The 19323-nt window shown below is 57.4% G+C and carries 20 protein-coding genes and 1 pseudogene; 13 read left to right on the top strand and 8 right to left on the bottom strand.

Translation table 11 applies throughout. The features are described 5' to 3' along the window. Positions 1–146 precede the first annotated feature (146 nt). Positions 147–566, bottom strand: a complete 420-nt coding sequence (locus ACA079_RS06700) for a very short patch repair endonuclease (protein WP_497704288.1) — start codon at positions 564–566, stop codon at positions 147–149. A gap of 49 nt (positions 567–615) precedes the next feature. On the opposite strand from ACA079_RS06700, the gene ACA079_RS06695 reads away from it, so the two are divergent. Further along, positions 616–2289 carry a DNA cytosine methyltransferase gene (locus tag ACA079_RS06695; RefSeq protein ID WP_497702982.1) on the top strand — a complete coding sequence of 558 codons (1674 nt, stop codon included), beginning with the start codon at positions 616–618 and terminating at the stop codon, positions 2287–2289. A gap of 568 nt (positions 2290–2857) precedes the next feature. After that, the gene (locus tag ACA079_RS06690) at positions 2858–3847 is read left to right on the top strand and encodes a hypothetical protein (protein ID WP_497702981.1); all 990 of its coding nucleotides are present in this window, start codon (positions 2858–2860) and stop codon (positions 3845–3847) included. Positions 3848–3854: 7 nt separating this feature from the next. Here the strand turns inward: ACA079_RS06690 and ACA079_RS06685 are convergent, their stop codons facing one another. From ACA079_RS06685 to ACA079_RS06675, 3 genes are all read right to left on the bottom strand, one after another. Further along, on the bottom strand, positions 3855–5036 hold the full coding sequence (locus ACA079_RS06685) for a hypothetical protein (RefSeq protein ID WP_497702980.1): 1182 nt from the start codon (positions 5034–5036) through the stop codon (positions 3855–3857). Between the two features lie 35 nt (positions 5037–5071). After that, complete coding sequence (locus ACA079_RS06680; RefSeq protein ID WP_497702979.1) at positions 5072–6244, bottom strand: hypothetical protein; 1173 nt, start codon at positions 6242–6244, stop codon at positions 5072–5074. 101 nt (positions 6245–6345) lie between these two features. After that, positions 6346–7161 (bottom strand): sulfite exporter TauE/SafE family protein, encoded by an 816-nt coding sequence (locus ACA079_RS06675; protein WP_497702978.1) that lies wholly within the window; start codon positions 7159–7161, stop codon positions 6346–6348. Positions 7162–7272: 111 nt separating this feature from the next. Here ACA079_RS06675 and ACA079_RS06670 point away from each other — a divergent pair, with 111 nt between their 5' ends. The 3 genes from ACA079_RS06670 (at position 7273) to ACA079_RS06660 (ending at position 8723) form a co-directional block, all read left to right on the top strand. Further along, the gene (locus ACA079_RS06670) at positions 7273–8040 is read left to right on the top strand and encodes an AraC family transcriptional regulator (RefSeq protein WP_497702977.1); all 768 of its coding nucleotides are present in this window, start codon (positions 7273–7275) and stop codon (positions 8038–8040) included. Positions 8041–8133: 93 nt separating this feature from the next. Beyond that, entirely contained in the window at positions 8134–8451 is a 318-nt protein-coding gene (locus ACA079_RS06665; protein ID WP_033056760.1) for a helix-turn-helix domain-containing protein, read from the top strand. 11 nt (positions 8452–8462) lie between these two features. Further along, positions 8463–8723, top strand: coding sequence for an XRE family transcriptional regulator (locus ACA079_RS06660; protein WP_497702976.1), 261 nt, complete (start codon positions 8463–8465; stop codon positions 8721–8723). 51 nt (positions 8724–8774) lie between these two features. On the opposite strand, the gene ACA079_RS06655 is transcribed toward ACA079_RS06660, so the two are convergent. Then, positions 8775–9833 carry an MBL fold metallo-hydrolase gene (locus ACA079_RS06655; protein WP_497702975.1) on the bottom strand — a complete coding sequence of 353 codons (1059 nt, stop codon included), beginning with the start codon at positions 9831–9833 and terminating at the stop codon, positions 8775–8777. 214 nt (positions 9834–10047) lie between these two features. Here ACA079_RS06655 and ACA079_RS06650 point away from each other — a divergent pair, with 214 nt between their 5' ends. Both ACA079_RS06650 and ACA079_RS06645 read left to right on the top strand, forming a co-directional pair. Then, entirely contained in the window at positions 10048–10659 is a 612-nt protein-coding gene (locus tag ACA079_RS06650) for a TetR/AcrR family transcriptional regulator (RefSeq protein ID WP_497702974.1), read from the top strand. Between the two features lie 123 nt (positions 10660–10782). Then, positions 10783–11322 carry a DUF1003 domain-containing protein gene (locus ACA079_RS06645; protein WP_497702973.1) on the top strand — a complete coding sequence of 180 codons (540 nt, stop codon included), beginning with the start codon at positions 10783–10785 and terminating at the stop codon, positions 11320–11322. Positions 11323–11329: 7 nt separating this feature from the next. Here ACA079_RS06645 and ACA079_RS06640 read toward each other — a convergent pair whose 3' ends face one another. Then, positions 11330–12271, bottom strand: a complete 942-nt coding sequence (locus tag ACA079_RS06640; protein ID WP_497704287.1) for a LysR family transcriptional regulator — start codon at positions 12269–12271, stop codon at positions 11330–11332. Between the two features lie 15 nt (positions 12272–12286). Here ACA079_RS06640 and ACA079_RS06635 point away from each other — a divergent pair, with 15 nt between their 5' ends. Both ACA079_RS06635 and ACA079_RS06630 read left to right on the top strand, forming a co-directional pair. Beyond that, positions 12287–12994 (top strand): CTP synthase C-terminal region-related (seleno)protein, encoded by a 708-nt coding sequence (locus ACA079_RS06635; protein WP_497702972.1) that lies wholly within the window; start codon positions 12287–12289, stop codon positions 12992–12994. Next, the gene (locus tag ACA079_RS06630; protein WP_497702971.1) at positions 12991–13314 is read left to right on the top strand and encodes an antibiotic biosynthesis monooxygenase family protein; all 324 of its coding nucleotides are present in this window, start codon (positions 12991–12993) and stop codon (positions 13312–13314) included. The genes ACA079_RS06635 and ACA079_RS06630 overlap by 4 nt, the downstream gene beginning before the upstream one ends. 125 nt (positions 13315–13439) lie before the next feature. Here the strand turns inward: ACA079_RS06630 and ACA079_RS06625 are convergent, their stop codons facing one another. Next, on the bottom strand, positions 13440–13766 hold the full coding sequence (locus ACA079_RS06625) for a DUF2025 family protein (protein WP_056741447.1): 327 nt from the start codon (positions 13764–13766) through the stop codon (positions 13440–13442). Between the two features lie 234 nt (positions 13767–14000). On the opposite strand from ACA079_RS06625, the gene ACA079_RS06620 reads away from it, so the two are divergent. Together ACA079_RS06620 and ACA079_RS06615 are read left to right on the top strand one after the other, a co-directional pair. After that, on the top strand, positions 14001–15128 hold the full coding sequence (locus ACA079_RS06620) for a glycerophosphodiester phosphodiesterase (RefSeq protein ID WP_497702970.1): 1128 nt from the start codon (positions 14001–14003) through the stop codon (positions 15126–15128). A gap of 109 nt (positions 15129–15237) precedes the next feature. Further along, complete coding sequence (locus ACA079_RS06615) at positions 15238–15543, top strand: PepSY domain-containing protein (RefSeq protein WP_095130939.1); 306 nt, start codon at positions 15238–15240, stop codon at positions 15541–15543. 97 nt (positions 15544–15640) lie between these two features. Here the strand turns inward: ACA079_RS06615 and ACA079_RS06610 are convergent. Beyond that, positions 15641–16078, bottom strand: a pseudogene (locus ACA079_RS06610) (hypothetical protein). Between the two features lie 365 nt (positions 16079–16443). Between ACA079_RS06610 and ACA079_RS06605 the strand changes: the two are divergent. Then, entirely contained in the window at positions 16444–17466 is a 1023-nt protein-coding gene (locus tag ACA079_RS06605; RefSeq protein ID WP_008145929.1) for a transporter, read from the top strand. 199 nt (positions 17467–17665) lie between these two features. Next, the gene (locus tag ACA079_RS06600; RefSeq protein WP_497702969.1) at positions 17666–19279 is read left to right on the top strand and encodes an inorganic phosphate transporter; all 1614 of its coding nucleotides are present in this window, start codon (positions 17666–17668) and stop codon (positions 19277–19279) included. Positions 19280–19323 lie beyond the last annotated feature (44 nt).

Genomic DNA, 19323 nt, shown 5'->3' with positions numbered 1-19323 from the left:
TCAGGACCATCGCCAACAATTGGACGCCTTTGCCACAGGCTAAAGAAACATCTCGTCACTCATCGACGCTTCTGCCGCAGCCCCGCTCCAAAGACCTCAATTGCGGGAAAGGTTAAGCGGCCGCCCCATCCACTAGCGTCAGCTAATCAATCAGCCCGAATAGGAAAGGTGGGCCATGAGACGTCTTTTTGATTACAATCCCGCACAGCCTCCAGAAGCCAGTTTATTCCTGCTTCCGGCCCACGGATACCGCACTCCCAAAGCTCGAAAACGCGCCAGCCCCGCTGCAGAAGCTCGGTTTTGTTCCTGAGGTCGCGCTTAACGTTCTGGTCGAATTTCATTTGCCAGAACTCCTCTCTGGTTTTGGGAGTTGTGGCATACCTACAGCCAGGATGTCTGTGCCAAAAGCAACCTTGAACGAAAATGCAGAGATCGTAACGTGGAAGCACCACGTCCGGTCGGCCAGGAAGCTCCTTGGGATGTAGTCGATACCGAAAGCCGTGCCGATGCAGTAGCTTGCGGACCTTCATCTCAGGGGATGTATTGCGGCTGCGGATGGTAGCCATCATGCGAGACCTGACTTCTTTACTGACGATGTCCATGACAGAACCCCAAATGAATTTACCGTTAGAGCGAGACACTGCTTTCGAATGCGACACTGAGCTTTCGAAGCCAATCCAGATCGTTGATCTTTTCGCCGGTCCAGGCGGCCTAGGCGAAGGCTTCGCGTCTTCTGGTAATGGACATCGGTTTGAGATCGTGGTTTCTGCCGAGATGGACCCTGTAGCTCGCGAGACTCTTAGGCTCAGAGCGTTCTACAGACTTCTAAAGCTGAAGAATCCCGGGCGCCTTTCTGACTACTACGCTTTTTGCAATGGCCATAGCCAGAGTCCCTATTCTGCCGCTAGTGAGCCTCAATGGCTCGAAGCCGACGCCGAAGCCCGATGCATCACGCTGGGGTCGAAAGAAGGCGATTTGGAGCTGGACCAGATACTCGAAGAGAAACTTGATAAAGACCGACCGTGGGTACTTATCGGCGGTCCGCCATGCCAGGCCTACTCGCTCGTTGGCCGCTCCCGCAATCAAGGTAAAGCGAACTACAACGCTGAGAACGATCATCGTCACTTCCTGTACAAGGAATACCTTCGGATTATCAAAGAACGACAGCCTACTGTTTTCGTGATGGAAAACGTGAAAGGCATCCTGTCCTCCAAAGTGGGTGGAGAAGGTATTTTCACTCAGATTCTCCAAGACCTCACTGACCCTCATAAGGCATTGGGTGACGCGACACCGGGAAAGAAATACCGCATCTGCTCCTTGGTGACCGGACAGTCTTTCAACCCAGGTGATGATGTTGGCAAGGTGGATCCTCGTGGATTCATTATAAGAGCTGAGGAGCACGGAATTCCTCAAGCACGACATCGCGTAATTCTTCTAGGTATCGCGCTGGATGAACAAGGTTGCGTGCCAGATCACGGACGCATTCCGTTCGCACCTGAAATCTGTACCAAGCATGCAATCCATGACCTCCCCAAGCTTCGAAGCCGACTCACCAAACAACAGGACGATAGTGAAGCTTGGTACAAAGTCGTTATGGATCAACTGGACGAGCTCAGGAAAGACGTAGACTCCAGTGCTGAACCGAAGCTTGCAACCGAAATGAAAATTACCTGGGACGGCATGATCTCCTCTGTATATGAGGTCGGCGCACTACGAGTACCTCGCCAAAAAAGTGATGGCAGGACCGGTATAGATGAGCTGGACCACTGGTATCGCGACGAAAAGCTGGATTATTGGTTGAACCATGATGCTCGCGGTCACATGCCTTCGGATTTAAGGAGGTACATGTTTGCCAGTGTTTACGCGCGAGCCTACAAAACGTCCCCAAAAGGCCATCAACAGTTCAATCTTCCAGGTTTGGCCCCAGCTCACAAGAATTGGGAATCCGGCAAGTTTAACGATCGCTTCAGAGTGCAGCTGGAAAACCAACCGGCAACAACTGTGACCAGCCATATTTCTAAGGACGGCCATTACTTCATCCATTACGACCCGAAGCAATGCCGGAGTCTGACGGTCAGGGAAGCAGCACGACTTCAGACCTTCCCTGATAATTACTTTTTCCAAGGTAACAGGACGAAGCAGTTTCACCAGGTAGGGAATGCGGTGCCGCCCCTGCTAGCGAGCAAAATTGCATCCGTAGTGTTCAGCGTCGCATCCACCCGGATTAGGGAGTACGAGTCGACGAAGCTACAAAGCAGTGTTAGCGAACAGGAAGCTATCCCTGCTTGAAAGGTATCGAAAAGCGACCCCGCGAGGTCGCTTTTTTTCTGCTTGTCCCGCCATGCTCCGTGAAGTAAGCCCCCTAGAGCGGATGAATATGCCCGGAAGCGGTTCTTCATAGGATTGTCATCACCCCAAATTTGTATTGATAACTTTTACGTAATCGAGAACCAGCTCTCTCGAACACACATGGACTGACCTTGCATGCACCCACCGTCGACTCGACCAATCCGAATCAATCCCGACTCCTGATCGCCTCATTTCTCATCGCCTTTTTTGGCCTGCTGCTTATGGCGCTACGTATTGCTCAAAAAAAGAGATCATGGCCATTGGTGCGGTCTGGATGGCAAACGCGCTGACGATGGAGCTACACGTACTGTATTGGAAAAGTTATGGCCTGTTCGGTGGTTTTAAATTTGCTGTCGTGATTCAACTCGTGCTTACCGTTTTGCCGTTTTGCTTTGGATGTCTCGGATTTTTGGTAGTTCTCTTAATGTTGGGTGGAGAGATCCATTGCTGGTAACCCACCCCGCCTCCCGCTATTAATACCCTTCCCACTCAAGGACCCGAGCCCCCCATGAAATTCGACCTCGCCTACTGCCTCAGCCTCGACGACAAGCTGTCGATCTATGACGTGCGCGATTTGAATTTCGACGAGACCATGGAATTCGATTCCGCCAAAGAACATTTCCAATGCCCCAACGATGCCTGTCGTTTGGCGTTCGATGCGGCGAATGTGTTGACGACGTTCAACGCCAAAAACGTGAATTACGTTCGCACCCCGCACTTCAAGAACACGCCCAGCACCCGGCATGTTGCGGATTGTCCTTATGTCAGTCTCAAGGCGTCGGCGTCAGGTGTGGACGCGGACGGTGCGGAAACGGATGACAGTCGCGAGGAGCATTTTCCGTCGGAGTTGTTGCTGACGCGGCGTGAGTATGTTCGTAAGCCGTCGAACCCGGCGGTCTCGGCTGACGTGATGCGGGACGATCCGAAACCCGCTTCGACAGCCAGTGAGGTCGAGCACCCAAGCCGCGAATCAGCACCAGACAAGACCAGTGTCTTCGCCCACCCGGTGGAGTGTTTTGTGTCGAACTTCGAGGACAAGGAGTTGCTCAAGCGCATGCCGCTGAAGATTGGCGAGCACACGGCGCCTTATGGGTCGTTCTTCAAGAAGATCGAGTATCTGCAGGACAACAAGGGGCTGATTTATTGGGGCAAGATCAAGGAGATCAAGGATTACACTCAGAGCTTTCGTATCGATTTCGAACAGAAGGTCTGGTTCAAGCAAGCGGACGAGGCGAAGAAGAAGCCTTATTCAGTCAACGTTTACCTGAGCAAGAAGCTGATCGACACCTACCGCAAGCGCAAAGCGTTTCTGGAAGAGATCAAGCACGCCAGCGAGAGCGGGAAGGAGTTGTATTGCTTCTTTTATGGCGTGACGCCGGAGTTGAAACAGGTGCCGAGCAAGAAAAACCCCGAGCAGACGTTCGGGGTGTTCAGTGCGAATATTGAGAACCTGGATCACTTCATTGTTCGTGAAGCGCCGGGGTTGGCGGATAAGTAATCCAGCGTCAGGGCAACTTCAATGCAACGTGGCCGGGGTGTTGTTTGATCAGGTTGTACGGCAGGACGCTCCACCCCACGTTTCGGCACATGGCTCGGTTGTGCTCAAAGGAAGGCAACAACTTGATGCCTTGGTCGGTGAAGTACCAGGAGGGGAAGATCCACGACTGTTCTTCACCGTAGACGCAGCCATCATTACGGTCAGTCGTGGTGGTGACTTCCTCGGGATAGAGCGTACGCAATTGACCTACCAGCCACGGTGCCAGTTCTTTGGTGCGGTATTCGGAATAGGCGCGATAAGCATCATAGGACGCCTTGTCGTCGAGCTGGCTTAGTTCGTAATACTTCGGTCCGCCCTGTCCTATCCAAAGCACATCTTCCAGCGCCAGGGTCTTGCCGGTCTTGATGTCGAGATTGAACGGCATGTCCCTCTCATCCGAATAAGACCCGCCACAGTTGTACTCGGCCATGATGTTCACGCTGATCACCGAAGGTGACATCCACAACGGATCGGCCGTTTGGCTGTAGACGTACATGCCGGGCTGGGTGAGGCAATCGTGAAAGCTGACGACTTGCTGCCACAATCGCCCCATCAACTGCTGATTGATGCGTTGCCGTTCTTCGGCGGTGTAACCCGAAACCACTTCAAACAACGACATCCCGGATTGCGGTTCGCTCCACCATTGCAGCGTGTAGCCCATGAAGGTTTCGGTTTTGCCTTGTTTGAGTGTCATACCTTGCAGGCGCAGGTATTCATAAGGCGACACGTCATGGAGCGTAGCAAGATAAGGCAAAGTACCAACAGGAACAGGTGGTAGTTTGGCTCGCAGCAGTTCTATCTTCAGGACTTTGCCTTGGGGGCTGGTCCATTTCCCGGACAAGCCGTTGGAAGTGGGCTGAAGACGAATATTCGGGCGCGGTTTACCATCGCGATCGCGGTAGTTGCCCTCCTCAAACCTCAGCGCCTCACCGTCCTTTGCGCCACTGATTATTAAGTCCTTGCGGTACTTCTGGTAGAAGTAGCGCCCGCTCACGTTCTTGCCATTATCGAAGTTTACCTCCAACACAATCGGCGAATTGCCTAACGTTCCGGTGTAAACCTGTTTGCCACTGCCGGCGCCCAGTGCAGTAGAAACCGCTGAGCACACCAGCACGACAACGCCGGTCAAACGACACAATCCTTTGAACATCAAATCATCCTTGGGTAAATGTTTCCGTATACAGCCTAGGGCAGTTGCAGTGCTACGCCGCCGGGGTGCTGTTTGACGAGGCTGTAAGGCAGAACGCTCCAGCGTATGAGTCCACACACCGCAGCCACGTGAGCGAAAGTAGGCTCTAACCTGATGCCTTTTTCGGTGAAGTACCAGTCCGGAGATTGCCAAGGGTCATCTTCGTCGTAACCGCAGTCGTTCTCCCCTTCTGCCGTTGTCGTCATTTCCTTGGGATAGAGCTTAAGCAGTTGCGCCACCAGCCAAGGCGCCAGCTCTTTTGAGCGATAGGCCGAATAGACTTCGAATGACTCGGGTGCATGTTCATCGTCGTCATAGTTGTGTTCGAAATGCAGTGGCTTGCCCTGCCCCACCCACAGCACGTCTTCAAGCGTCAGGGCGTTTCCGGTACGAGTATCAAGATTGAGCGCCTGGTTGTACTGATTCGGATATGCGCCACCGCAGTAGTACTCGAATGAGAGCGTCGTGCTCATCACCGAGGGCGTCATCCACGACGGCTGCATCGTCTGATTGTAGTAACTCGCTTGGCCATCGACGTAGCACCCAAAGTGCCCCATCACGCCCTGCCACAACCGCGCTATCAACTGCTGATTGATGCGCTGGCGTGTCTCAGCGGTGTAACCCGACACCACTTCAAACCCTTCTGTTTTTGTCTGCGGCTCACTCCACCATTGCAACGTGTAACCCATGAACGTTTCGGTCCGCCCTTGTTTGAGTTTCAGGCCTTGCAGACGTAGGTATTCGTACGGCGCCTTGTCATGGAGTCTGACGAGATAGGGCAATGCATCGGCGGGAAACGGCGGGAGTTTGGCTGGCTGCAAGTCGACCTTGAGGGCTTTGCCTTGTGAGCTGATCCACTCGCCAGACCAACCGTCGGGCTTGGGTTGCAAGCGAAATTGCGGGAGAGGCTTACGCTTTTCGACCGGCGGGTTGCCCTCGTCGAGTATCAGGGTTTCGCCTTCTTTGTTGCCGGTGAGCACCAGATCGCCGCGGTACTTTTGATAGAAGTAGCGACCCTCACTACCGTCGGCGTTCACCTCCAGCACAATCGGTGTTTTGCCCACGGTTCCGGTGTAGACCCGAGTACCGTTTTCAGCCCACAGCGTGGTAGGAAATGTTGTGCACGCCAGCATGACAACGCCGGTCAGACGAAACAGTCCTTTGAACATCACATCATCCTTGAATGAAACGAGCGCCTGCTCGCGGTAAAGAGCCGCGGATTATGGCGAAGCCTCGTCCGAGAATCGATGAAAAGCTACGTCGCCAGCATTCAACTCAGACACAAGCTGATCAGCACCAGCACCAGCAAACCGATATACACCCGCGCATGGGTTCGATCCGGTATCCGCCCAATCCACGGTGATGCCAGCCTGATTCCCACCAGCGACCCCACCGTCAACACCGCAAACGCCAGCAGATCCACATAACCGACAAACCACGGCCCCAGATCAAACTCGGTGAAACCGGCCATGGCCATGTAAGTCAGCGTCCCGGCCAGCGCCACGGGCAAACTGAGCGGATTGGCCATGGACGTCGCCTGGGACATGCTCAACCCACAACGCCGCAACAACGGCACGGTCATGACGCTGCCGCCTACGCCGAGAAACGTGGCGATGGTGCCGATTCCTACACCGCCGCCAGACTCCTCTGCCCTTCCCAATCGCCGTGGGACTGCGGTGTCGGACGCTGTAAGAAAGCCGCGTCGCAACAGGCAATCCGCGATGGTCACGGCCAGGTACGCGATGAAGGCATAGCGAATCACCTCGCCACTTGCCCACATCGCCGCTACTGCGCCGACTACCGCGCCCAAACCGATGAACCCACCCAACGGCCACAGGTAATGACGAATGAGATTGCCGGCGCGTCGGTGTTTTCCGGTGGCGATCGTTGCGTTGATGATCATCACGCAGGTCGAGGTAGCCACAGCAATGTGCATCGCCGATTGGCCGACGGGGTCGTCTGTGCCGTGGCTGGTCATGAGCATGCGGTACAGCAATGGCACAACGACGAAGCCGCCGCCGAAACCGAACAGCACCGCGGTGATGCCGGTCATGCAGCCGAAGAGTGCCAGCATGAGATAGAACATTGCGCGTCGTCCGTTAGTTGAGAGCGGTCGACGATAGAGCGATGCGCCTTGGCCTGCTTCAGCAAGTCAGCCAATAATGTTCGCGTTTACGCCAACCGCTGGGGCTGCTCGATGCGCAATGTTTCGATTGATCTGCTGGACCACACGCCACGGCCGGTGGTGGCCATCGGTACGGATTATTCCTACGGCCATGTGTTGCCTCGTCATACACATCGGCGGGCGCAATTGTTGTACGGCGCCACCGGGGTGATGCAGGTCAGCACGCACGACGGCAACTGGGTGGTGCCGCCACAGCGGGCGGTGTGGATTCCGGCGGGAGTGGCGCACGAGGTGTTGATGCTGGGGGTGAGTACTCGCAGTTTGTATATCGAGCCGGGGGAGGTGGATCTGGGGGATCGCTGCCAGGTGATCAGCGTTTCGCCATTGATGCGGCAATTGCTGATGGAGGCGGTGGAAATCCCGCTGGCGTATGACGAGCGCGGGCGCGACGGTACGCTGATCGGCTTGCTGCTGCATGAACTGGCGCGCAGCACTCATCTGCCGTTGCACATTCCGCTGCCCGTCGATGCGCGGCTGCTCGCGTTGTGCCAAGGCTTTGTACAGCGGCCCGACGCTCATCAGTCGCCACAGCAATGGGCCGATCAGTTGCACATCAGCCTGCGAACTTTCAATCGCCTGTTCCGCCAACAGACAGGTCTGAGTTTCAGCCAATGGCGGCAGCGGGCTTGTGTGGTGCTGGCTCTGGCGCGGCTGGTGGTGGGCGAACCGGTGACGCGCATTGCCCTGGATTTTGGCTATGACAGCCCGGCGGCGTTCTCCACGATGTTCCGCCGCGTACTGGGACAGGCGCCAACGACCTGGCTGGACGGGACGAGATAGAACAGATCAAAAAATGAGTTTGATTCGGGCTCAAAACAACTGTACAAAAACACAGTATTTTTTGAATCAGCACTCTTGAGCCCGGAGAACACCATGGCCTCTCTTGCGATGAAAATCACCCTGGAACGTATCGCCCTTTTCCAATTCACCCCCGCGCATAGCGTTCAGGCCCGAGCGATGCTGGGTTGGAGTGTGGAGGAACTGTCTCGGGAATCCGGGGTTTCGGTTGACGCTATTCAGCGATTTGAGGATGAACGCGATGTGCTGGATGTTACGCGGCTGGCGTTGGCTTATCGGTTTGAATCGGAGGGGTTGGTGTTCTTCCCGGGGTTTGCGCCGGGTCGAGGGATGAATGTGAAAGGGTCGACGCCTGATCCGGTTGGGCGGGCGGATTATGCGATGGTTGAGTGAGGTGTCAGCGAATGAGTGAAGTCAATGGAAGCGACAGCTGTGTTTATGAGGCGCTGGGATATCCCGATGCAGGTGAGATGCGGGCCAAATCTGAGTACGTTATGAAGATTGGCATATTTCTCGAAACCGGTCGGCTGAGTAAGGCTGAGGCGGCACAAAAGCTCGGACTGTCTCAGGAGGAGCTGAATGAAATGCTCCGCGGAAAATTTCGCGATTTGACCGTGGCAAAAATCTCGGAATATCTAAACCTGCTACAGGATGAACGCAGCTAGTTTAGTTGTGAAACTCGGGCCGCTCCCGCGGGTCGGCCCGGCGGCACTTTATCAAGCGTTCTGAGGCTCCACCTGATCGCCAACATTTTCCATCTCCGACCACCAGGCTCCACCCCGCTGCGGATACATCACATTGAATGCCTGACCCATCTGCGGCGTGGTGATCGAGACATTCCGCTCCCAAGCCAACGCCAGAATGCGGTCGAAAGGTTCGTACCAGGCATGCATCGACAAATCGAATGTGCCGTTGTGAATCGGTAATAACCAGCGACCTTTGAGGTCGATGTGCGCTTGCAGGGTTTGCTCCGGCTGCATGTGCACATGAGGCCACTCGACGTTATAGGCACCGGTTTCCATGAGCGTCAGGTCGAACGGGCCGTACTGTTCGCCGATGCGTTTGAAGCCATCGAAATAACCGCTGTCGCCGCTGAAGAAGATTCGCGTGTCACCGTCGATCATCACCCACGAGGCCCACAGCGTGCTGTTGCCATCGAACAGACCGCGACCGGAAAAGTGCTGCGAAGGTGTGGCGATGAACCGGATGCCGTCGACCTCAGTGCCCTGCCACCAGTCCAGTTGTCGGACTTTGCTGGCGTCGATGCCCCATTTGATCAGGGTGTCGCCCACGCCCAGCGGCGTCAGAAAGTACTTGGCCTTGTCCGCCAGTTTGAGCACCGCTTGATAATCGAGGTGGTCGTAGTGATCGTGGGACAGGATCACCGCTTCGATCGGCGGCAGCTCTTCAAGGCTGATCGGCGGCTGGTGAAAACGCTTGGGGCCGGCCCATTGCACGGGTGAGGCGCGCTCGGCGAAGACCGGGTCGGTGATCCAGAATTTGTCCCGCAGTTTCAGCAGTACGGTGGAATGGCCGAGGCGGTAAACGCTGTGGTTGGGTGCAGCGATCAACGCTGCCTGAGTCAGGGTTTGCACCGGGACAGGCGCCGTCGGGCGGGTGTTACGCGGTTTGTGGAAGATCATGTTCCACATGATGCGCACCATTTTGCGAAAGCCTTCACGTTGCACGGGCGCATGGTTTCGGAAGTGCCCTTCTGCCTGACGGGAAGCTTCAGGCGTGGAGGCGTTGTCCGTAGGGGAAGTTGAAGTGGCCATGACTGAATGACTCCAGGAAAACCGCATGATTCGCGGTTTTCCGCTTGGGACGATAAATGGCCAAGGCACGCACGCATCAGCCGGAGATTCTATTGTTCACTGCGCAGGATTAACAAAACATTACACTGCACAGTGTAGTTTCTAGGTTGCATCAAAGCTGATCACAAGTAAACTGCCAAGTGTAATTCTCACTTCTTCCTGCCGAAGCGTACTTATGACAGCTCCACAGCGCCTCACCGACCGAAAACGCGAAGCCATCATTCAGGCTGCGATTGCCGAATTCCGTGCCAACGGTTTCGACATCACCAGCATGGACAAGATCGCCGCCACCGCTGGCGTGTCGAAGCGCACGGTGTACAACCATTTCCCCAGCAAGGAAGAGTTGTTCGCCGAAATTCTCAATCAATTGTGGGCGCGGGTGACGGCAGAACAGGAAACGCCCTACCACCCTGATTTGCCGCTGCGCGACCAGATGCGCCTGATGCTGATGGCGAAAATGCAGATGCTGGGCGATGACAATTTTCTCGACCTGGCGCGAGTGGCCATCGCCGCCACCATCCATTCCCCTGAGCGCGCGCAGAACATGGTCGCCCGTATGGGGGAGCACGAAGAAGGCCTGACCGTGTGGATCCGCGCCGCTCAGGCCGACGGTCGTTTGAAACCGGTCGCCCCTGAATTCGCTGCACAACAGATTCAGGGAATGCTCAAATCCTTTGCGTTCTGGCCACAGATTTCCATGGGCCTGCCCGGCCTGTCAGCCGAGATGCAGACCACGGTGGTGGAGTCGGCGCTGGACATGTTTCTGGCCTGCTATCAGCTGCAATAAATGACAAGGTCTGCCGATTTACCATCACAGGTCGCTCTGAATAAAACACCGAAATGTGTTTCAGAATGAAACTGGCGCTGGGGCTATAGTGAGCCTCAGTCCCAGCGCCATGCAGAGAGCACCATGACCACCACGACCTCCGACACTAAACCCGCCCTCCCCGTCGACCATCTGCGCTTTCATCGCCCCCACGCCCACTTGGCGCCGACCTTCGGCAACGACAAGTTTGCCCTGCGCGCCGAGGCCTTCGCGCGGTTCTTCGGCACGCCGACCTTTCTCGGTGCGCAGACGCTGATCGTAGTGTTATGGGTTTGCCTCAATCTGTTTGGCGTGGCGCACTTCGATCTCTACCCGTTCATCCTGCTGAACCTGGCGTTCAGCCTGCAATCGGCGTATGCCGCGCCGTTGATTCTGCTGGCCCAGACCCGTCAGGCGGCGCGGGATAAAGCCCAGTCCGACGCCGACGCCCTGCACCGCGAAACCCTGGCCGTCGCCAACAGTGAACGTCAGGCGCAAGCGGCGCAGAACACCGCGCAATTGCTGGAGTTGCTCGAGCAAAATACCCGGCTCACTGAAATGACCAAGGCCCTCACCGAACGCATTGAAAGCCTGACCTCGGAAATGCATCAGCACTTCGTGCGCAAGGATCAGCCGAAGGTTTAGCGCTCGGTCAAGGCAATCGAAGCGCCCGCCCCAACTCATCGAACAGCGTCACCACCGAGCGCAAGGCGCGGCAGTCCGGGCGGGTCAGCAACCAGAGCGCCGTGTCGTAGCCGAGTAACGGCTCACTCAACGGTTGCAGCCCTTCACCGATGAGGAAGTCCGGCAATGCCGCGACACCGAGCCCGGCGCGCACCAGCTCAGTCACCGACAACATGCTGTTGCAGCGATAACCCGGAGTGACGCCGGGCAACTGCTGACGGCGCCACGCGACGGTGGGGTGATCGGGAAGGAAGTCGTCCGGGGCAATCCAGGTCAGCGAAGCCAAGTCTTCGAAATCGACCGATTTCAGATACGCCTCGCTGGCGCAGACTCGATAGGAAACCTCCGCCAATCGCCGACCCACCAAGTGCTCGGGCGGTGTGCGAGTCAGGCGCAAGGCGATATCCGCGTCCCGGCGGCTGAGGTTGGCGAAGTCGTTGGAGGTACTCAACTCGATGGTCAGCGCCGGGTAGCTGGGCATGAACTTCGCCAACGCCGGCAACAGCAAACTCTGCAGGACCGAATCGGTGCAGGTCAGGCGCACCGTGCCGCTGATGACTTCACCGCCCTGCTCCACGCCAATGCGCGCCGCCTCCAGCGCCAGTTCGGCCCGCTCAGCCTGCTCGGCCAGGGTTTGCGCCAAGGTGGTGGGCAAGTAGCCGGCGCGGCTTTTTTCGAACAGTTGCTGGCCCAGCGCGGCTTCCAGTCGGCGCACGGCGCGAAATACGGTCGAGACGTCGACCTTCAACAGCGTCGACGCCCGGGCCAGAGAGCCGCCGCGCACCAGCGCGAGGATCAGGGACAGGTCGGGGTAATCCAGGCGATAGTGCGTCAGTGCATTGATCAATTGGGATAACGCCAATATTGAGTGCGTGAACGCCAATCTATAGTGGGTGCCAGGAATCAACAAGCGTGGAGCGCACTCATGGAAACCCACCCAATCCGCATCGCCCTGATCGGCGATTACGATCCGCAAGTCACCGCTCACCAAGCCATCCCCATCGCCCTCGGCATGGCCGCTGAACAGGCGAACACAGACGTGCAATTCCAATGGTTGGCCACCGACCGCATCAGCGCCGATGCGCCTTTGGCGGGCTTCGACGGTTTCTGGTGCGTGCCCGCCAGCCCTTACCGCGATATGGACGGTGCGTTGCGGGCGATTCGTTTTGCTCGTGAACAGCAACGGCCGTTCCTTGGCACCTGTGGCGGTTTTCAACACGCCGTACTCGAATACGCCCGAAATGTTCTGGGCTGGGACGATGCCGAACATGGCGAGACTTCACCCGATGCGGCGCGAGCATTACTCACGCCACTGACCTGCTCGCTGGTGGAGGCCGTCGACAGCATTCATCTGGTTGAAGGCTCGTTGATCGCCGAGGCGTACGAAAGCACTGAGATTGTCGAAGGATATCGCTGCCGCTACGGCGTTAATCCCGCGTTCGAACGTGAGTTGTTGACCCAGCAGCTGTACGCCGTTGGACACGATTCTTCGGGCGACTTGCGGGCGGTGGAACTCAAAGGTCATCCGTTCTTCGTCGCGACGCTGTTCCAACCTGAACGCGCCGCGCTCAAAGGCAATCTGCCGCCGCTGGTCCGTGCGTTGATCGCAGCCTGCAAGAGGCAGAAGTCATGATCGCCAAGACTCCGCCAGCGCCTTACTACGCGGTGATTTTTACCTCCCTGCGCACCGACGGTGATCTGGGTTACGAGCAGGCCGCCACGCGCATGGTCGAACTGGCCCGTGAGCAACCCGGTTTCCTCGGTGTGGAATCGGCTCGGGGTGAAGACGGGCTCGGGATAACGGTGTCCTACTGGGCCAGCGAAGCGGCGATTCTGGCGTGGAAACATCATCCCGAGCACAGTGAGATTCGCGAGCGCGGGCGCTCGACCTGGTATTCGTCTTGCCATACGCGAGTGTGCAAGGTTGAGCGGGCGTATGCGTTCAAGCAGTAAATGATGTGGTGTTCTCAGGGCCGCCATCGCGAGCAAGCTCGCTCCCACATGGGTTATGTGTCGATCACAAGACCAATGTGGGAGCGAGCTTGCTCGCGATAGGGCCCGAACAGTCACTGCAAAACTCAGCCCTGCACCAAACTGCGAACCGCCGAAATCTCCGGCACTTCCCGCCGATTCATATACACCCGCAACGGCTCGGTGATGTTGATCCGGTCATCGATGTTCTGATCCAGCAACAACTGAATCAACTCACGCTTGAGCGTCATGGCCTGCGCGGAACCTGGGGCCCAGACGAATTCGCTGGTGGGAATAATGCCGTCGTCAGCCACGTCCATGCCGAAGGAGTCTTCGCTGAAACGAACAATGTACTGGCCGGTCTTGCGATTGAGGCCGACGAAGCCTTTGAGTTGGTCGGCGGCCTGGCAGATGAGCTCGGAAGTGATGCGCATGATAAACCTCACAAAAGGTCGCAAAAGACCGGTGATCGATGGTTTACACGCAGGGCAAGCGAATGGGCGTTCCCTCTGCCGGGGTAACTGCCGGGGCCAAGAGTACTGCAAAGAAGCGCACAAAAGCGCTGAAAAAATCTGCTTTAAACACGTTTATGTCGGTCTGGCGATAGCGCAAGCGGCGCTCAGTTGTTAAAAGATACGTCTTTGAAAATCTGCGAAAGGACCTCGACCATGCCTGTTACCTTCACCAAGAGCGCCCTGTTGCTGAGTCTGATGCTGGGTCTCAGCCAGGCACAGGCCGCCAGCGAGCCAAGCCCCACCGCACTGGCCACCCGCATGGGCATTCCGCATCCGGCCGTGATCGCCCACCGTGGCGCCTCCTTCGATGCACCGGAATCCACCGCCGCAGCCTACAAACTGGCCCGCGATCTGGGTGCCGACTACCTGGAAATGGACGTGCAACGCAGCAAGGATGGCGTGCTGTTCGCCCTGCACGACGACAACCTGCAACGCACCACCGACGTCGCCAGCAAATTCCCTGAACGCAAGGACCGCCCGGCCAACGAGTTCACCATCGCCGAGCTGAAAACCCTCGATGCCGGCAGCTGGTTCAACACCGCCTACCCGGATCGCGCGCGTCCTGCGTTCGTCGGTCTGAAAATTCTGACGCTGGACGAAATCATCGATATCGCCCAAGGCAACCCGCTGCACAAACCCGGCCTGTACATCGAAACCAAAGAGCCTAAGCAGTTTCCCGGGATCGAGCGCGACCTCAAGGAAAAACTCCAGGACCGCGGCTGGTTGAGCCCGGCCGGTTCGAAACTGGCGAAGAGCGACCTGGCGGTTGGCCAGGGCAAAGGCAAGGTCGTGCTGCAAACCTTCGAGAAGAGCAGCCTCGAACTGCTCGAGAAGGAAATGCCGAAAGTACCGAAAATCCTCCTGCTGTGGGTCGGTGAAGGCAGTATCGAGCCGAAATCCAAGGTGACGTTTGCCGAGTCCGGCGACAAGGACAAAGCCACTTACTACGCCAAACAGCAACCGAAGGATAAAGCTGAATTCCAGCAATGGGTCGAGTACGCCAAAGCCCAGGGCGCGATCGGCACCGGCCCTTCTGCCGCGCTGACCAAGGGTGGCGATCAGAGCTATTCGGACCTGGTGCAACCGTGGATGAACCAGTACACCCACGATCAGGGCTTGTTGGTGCACGTGTACACCATCGACGATGCCGTGGATTACCAGAAAGTCATGGACGCCGGCGTCGATGGCATCTTCACCAACCGCGCCAGCGAACTGCTCAAGTTCTACAAACGCCCGGCGGCGGCCAGTGTTGCGCAGTTGCTGCAGAACAACGGTTACTGATGAAAGAGGGAACGATCTTCGCTCAGTCGCGTTCGGAGAATTAAGGGTGGATTAAGTTGCGCCGGTTAACCTGATCCCACTCAAACAGATCACCCAAGGATAGAACCTCATGAAAACCCTGACTGCCCTCTTCACTGCTGCTGCCCTGACCCTCACCGCTGGCCTGGCCCAGGCCGATGTCCGCGTCGACCAGATCCCTGAGCTGGTCAAAAGCGGCAAGATCAAGCCATTGGAAGAAATGAACCAGGCTGCGCTGAAACTGCATCCGGGTGCGACCATCACCGACACGGATCTGGATAACCATTTCAACAACTATGAATACGAAGTCGAACTGAAAGCCGCTGACGGCAAAGAGTGGGACGTGGATTTCGATGCCGCCACCGGCAAAGTCCTGAGCGACAAACAAGACACCTGATGCACAAACACCAAGCCGCACGATCTTCGGATCGTGCGGCTTTTTTGCACGTAAAATTCAGACAATGAAGTCGCGCCTTCAGCCTTCCCGCACGGATTTAAGCAGTCGTACTGACCAAAGAACCCGAAGCGCTGGAACCGGAATCCTGCAACGCCTGCAACAACGCCGCCGTTGCCGTCTGCAACGAAGCTGAAGTGGCCGCCATCTGTGACTAAGCCGCCGCGACGTCCGCCGCTTTTGCTTCGGCGCTTTCCTGTTTGGCCTGGGCCGCTTGCAGTTGCTGCTGTTGTTCCTGCAATTGCTTTTGCAATTCGGCGATCTGCTTGCGCAGCTCTTTCACCGTATCGGATTCTTCGCTGCTGCTGGAACTGCTGCCGCTCTCAGCGGGGGCGCCGCCGGCGGATACCTTGGTGGTGTCGCTGGACGCCTCAGCGGTTGCCGTAACTGACGAGTCTTCGGTGCTGTCGCTGACGGCAGTCTTGTTCGAAGCAGTCGAGGCCATCGGGGTGATCGAAACGGAAGTGATGCTGACCATGGCGGTTTTCCATTGGGATTTGGGATTACCGTGGTCATCGACATCGACTCTGCGGACTTGAGATCGACTGTGTACCGACTCGGTCTCAGCGCCGATACAAAGGCCATTAGCCAATCGACTAACCGTCACAAAACCGTCAAAACTCCTTGCGATGATGCGGCTCAAGTGAACCTGTGAAACCCGCCGTAACGCGACCTGTAGCAGCTGGCGAAGCCTGCGTTCGGCTGCGCAGCAGTCGTGAAATCAGGCAGTGCATTGCCATAGGAAGACTGCGTGCTCAAGTTTGACGACTGCTGCGCAGCCGAACGCAGGCTTCGCCAGCTGCTACACAAAGCGACCGACAGCGCCTCCTTCAGTGAGACCTCATGAACCACAGCATCGACCAAAGTCATCGCGATACGGACCTGTTCGGTCTGCTGTACGGTTTCAGTTTTCGCCCCGGCGAGCGCGGCCGCGAGCTCGATTCGGCCAAGGCGTTGCAATGCCTGCAACAACCCGGCGACAACGACGAATTTCTCTGGCTGCACCTCAACCTGGCCCACGCCGCATGCGAGCGCTGGATGAAAAGCCATCTGGAATTGCCCGACGAATTTTTCGAAGCGCTGCATGAAGGTTCGCGTTCGACGCGCATCGAGCATGTGGATTCGGCGTTGCTGGCAGTGGTCAACGACGTGGTGTTCAACCTAAGCAGCATGGTCTCGTCCGATGTTTCGACGCTGTGGGTCTGCGCCCGCAGTCGGCTGATCGTCAGCGCACGCCTGCAACCGCTGCACTCGGTGGACAAGCTGCGCTCGTCGGTGAAGGCCGGTGAATGCTTTCGCTCGCCGTTGGAATTGCTGGTGCATCTGCTGCGCGATCAGGGTGAAGTGCTGACCCAGATCGTGCGCAAGACCAGCCTCAGTGTCGATCAGATCGAAGATGAGTTGCTGTCCTCGCGGCTGTCGACCAACCGCGCCGAACTAGGCGCCAATCGTCGGGTGCTGGTGCGTCTGCAACGCTTGTTGGCGCTGGAACCGGGCTCGTTGCTGCGCCTGCTCAATCGCCCGCCGCAGTGGTTGCAGAAGGAAGACGTCAAGGAGCTGCGCAAGTCCACCGAGGAGTTCGCGCTGATCATCAACGACCTCACGGCGCTGGGCGAACGGATCAAGCTGTTGCAGGAAGAAATCGCCGCCAACCTCAACGAACAGAGCAACCGCACACTGTTCACCCTGACCGTGGTGACGGTGCTGGCGTTGCCGATCAACATCATCGCCGGGTTCTTTGGCATGAACGTCGGTGGGGTGCCGCTTTCCGGTGACCCGGAAGGGTTCTGGATTCTGGTGGCATTGGTCGCGACGTTTACCGTGATTGCCGGGCGTTGGGCGTTTCGTAAACGGCAGGATTATTAAGATCAAAAGATCGCAGCCTCGTTTCACTCGTCAGCTCCTACATTTGGAATGCGCAACCCTGTAGGAGCTGTCGAGTGAAACGAGGCTGCGATCTTTTGATTCTGCCTTTAAAAACCCAAACACTGACCCAGCGCAGCCTCTCTGTAACATTCAGCAACGATCATGGGCGACACTCCTTCTCCCCTCAGGATTGTCCGTCATGGCTACTCCTTCCTTCACCGCCGCCCAGGCGCCCGCCAGTAGCGCCAAACCGCAACTCGATAAAAAGCCCGGCCTGCTGACCATCGTGATTTTCTTCGCGGTGCTGGGCAGCGGGCTGTTGTTCACCGCCTACAGCCTGATGCACGACATGAACGAACTCGGCACGGTGGTGACCACCTGGACGCCGTTTCTGCTGTTGGGCGTGGCGCTGCTGATTGCCCTCGGTTTTGAGTTCGTCAATGGTTTCCACGACACCGCCAACGCCGTGGCCACGGTGATTTACACCAACTCCTTGCCGCCGAATTTCGCGGTCGCCTGGTCCGGGTTCTTCAACTTCCTCGGAGTGCTGCTGTCCAGCGGAGCGGTGGCATTCGGCATCATCGCCCTGCTGCCAGTGGAGCTGATTCTGCAAGTCGGCTCCTCCGCCGGTTTCGCAATGATCTTCGCCCTGTTGATCGCCGCGATCCTGTGGAACCTCGGCACTTGGTGGTTGGGCTTGCCGGCGTCTTCGTCGCACACCCTGATCGGTTCGATCATCGGTGTCGGCGTGGCCAATGCCCTGATGCACGGTCGCGACGGCACCAGCGGTGTGGACTGGGCCCAGGCGACCAAGATCGGTTACGCGTTGCTGCTGTCGCCGCTGATCGGTTTCGGCTTTGCCGCACTGTTGCTGCTGGCCTTGCGTGCTTTTGTGAAGAATCGTGCGCTGTACAAAGCGCCGAAGGGCGACACTCCGCCACCGTGGTGGATTCGCGGCATGTTGATCCTGACTTGCACGGGCGTGTCCTTCGCCCACGGTTCCAACGACGGCCAGAAAGGCATGGGCCTGATCATGCTGATTCTGGTCGGCACGCTGCCGATGGCTTACGCGCTGAACCGCACCATGCCGGCCGACCAGGCGCTGCAGTTTGCCGCCGTGGCCGAAGTCACCCAGCAAGCGCTGGTCAAAAGTGCCCCGCTGCCAGCGCCGGCCGACCCGCGTCCGGTGCTGTCCGATTACGTGCGCAGCAAGGAAGTCACACCGCAACTGATCCCCGCCCTCGCCGCGTTGACCGGCAATATCGGGAACGAAGTGAAGGGCTACGGCTCGCTCTCGAAAGTCCCGGCCGAGGCCATGGGCAACGTGCGTAACGACATGTACCTGACCAGCGAAACCATTCGCCTGATGGACAAGAACAAGGTCGGCAACTTCGACGCCGACACCAGCGGCAAGCTGCAACTGTTCAAGCAGCAGATCGACAACGCCACACGGTTCATTCCGCTGTGGGTGAAAATCGCGGTGGCCATCGCCCTGGGGCTGGGCACCATGGTCGGCTGGAAACGTATCGTGGTGACGGTCGGCGAGAAGATCGGCAAGACCCACCTGACGTATGCGCAAGGCGCCTCGGCAGAAACCGTCGCGATGCTGACCATCGGCGCGGCGGACATGTTCGGCCTGCCGGTCTCAACCACTCACGTACTGTCTTCGGGGGTGGCTGGGACCATGGTCGCCAACGGCGGCGGCTTGCAGATGAAGACCATCCGCAACCTGCTGATGGCCTGGGTGCTGACCTTGCCGGCGGCGATTCTGTTGTCGGGTAGTTTGTATTGGTTGTTCACCAAACTCTTCTGACCACACGAGACCTGTAGGAGCAAGGCTTGCCCGCGATGCAGACG

The organism is Pseudomonas sp. LBUM1645 (assembly GCF_059716185.1).
The sequence above is the reverse complement of the archived record's forward strand: the minus strand, read 5'-3'. Positions and strand labels throughout refer to the sequence as shown.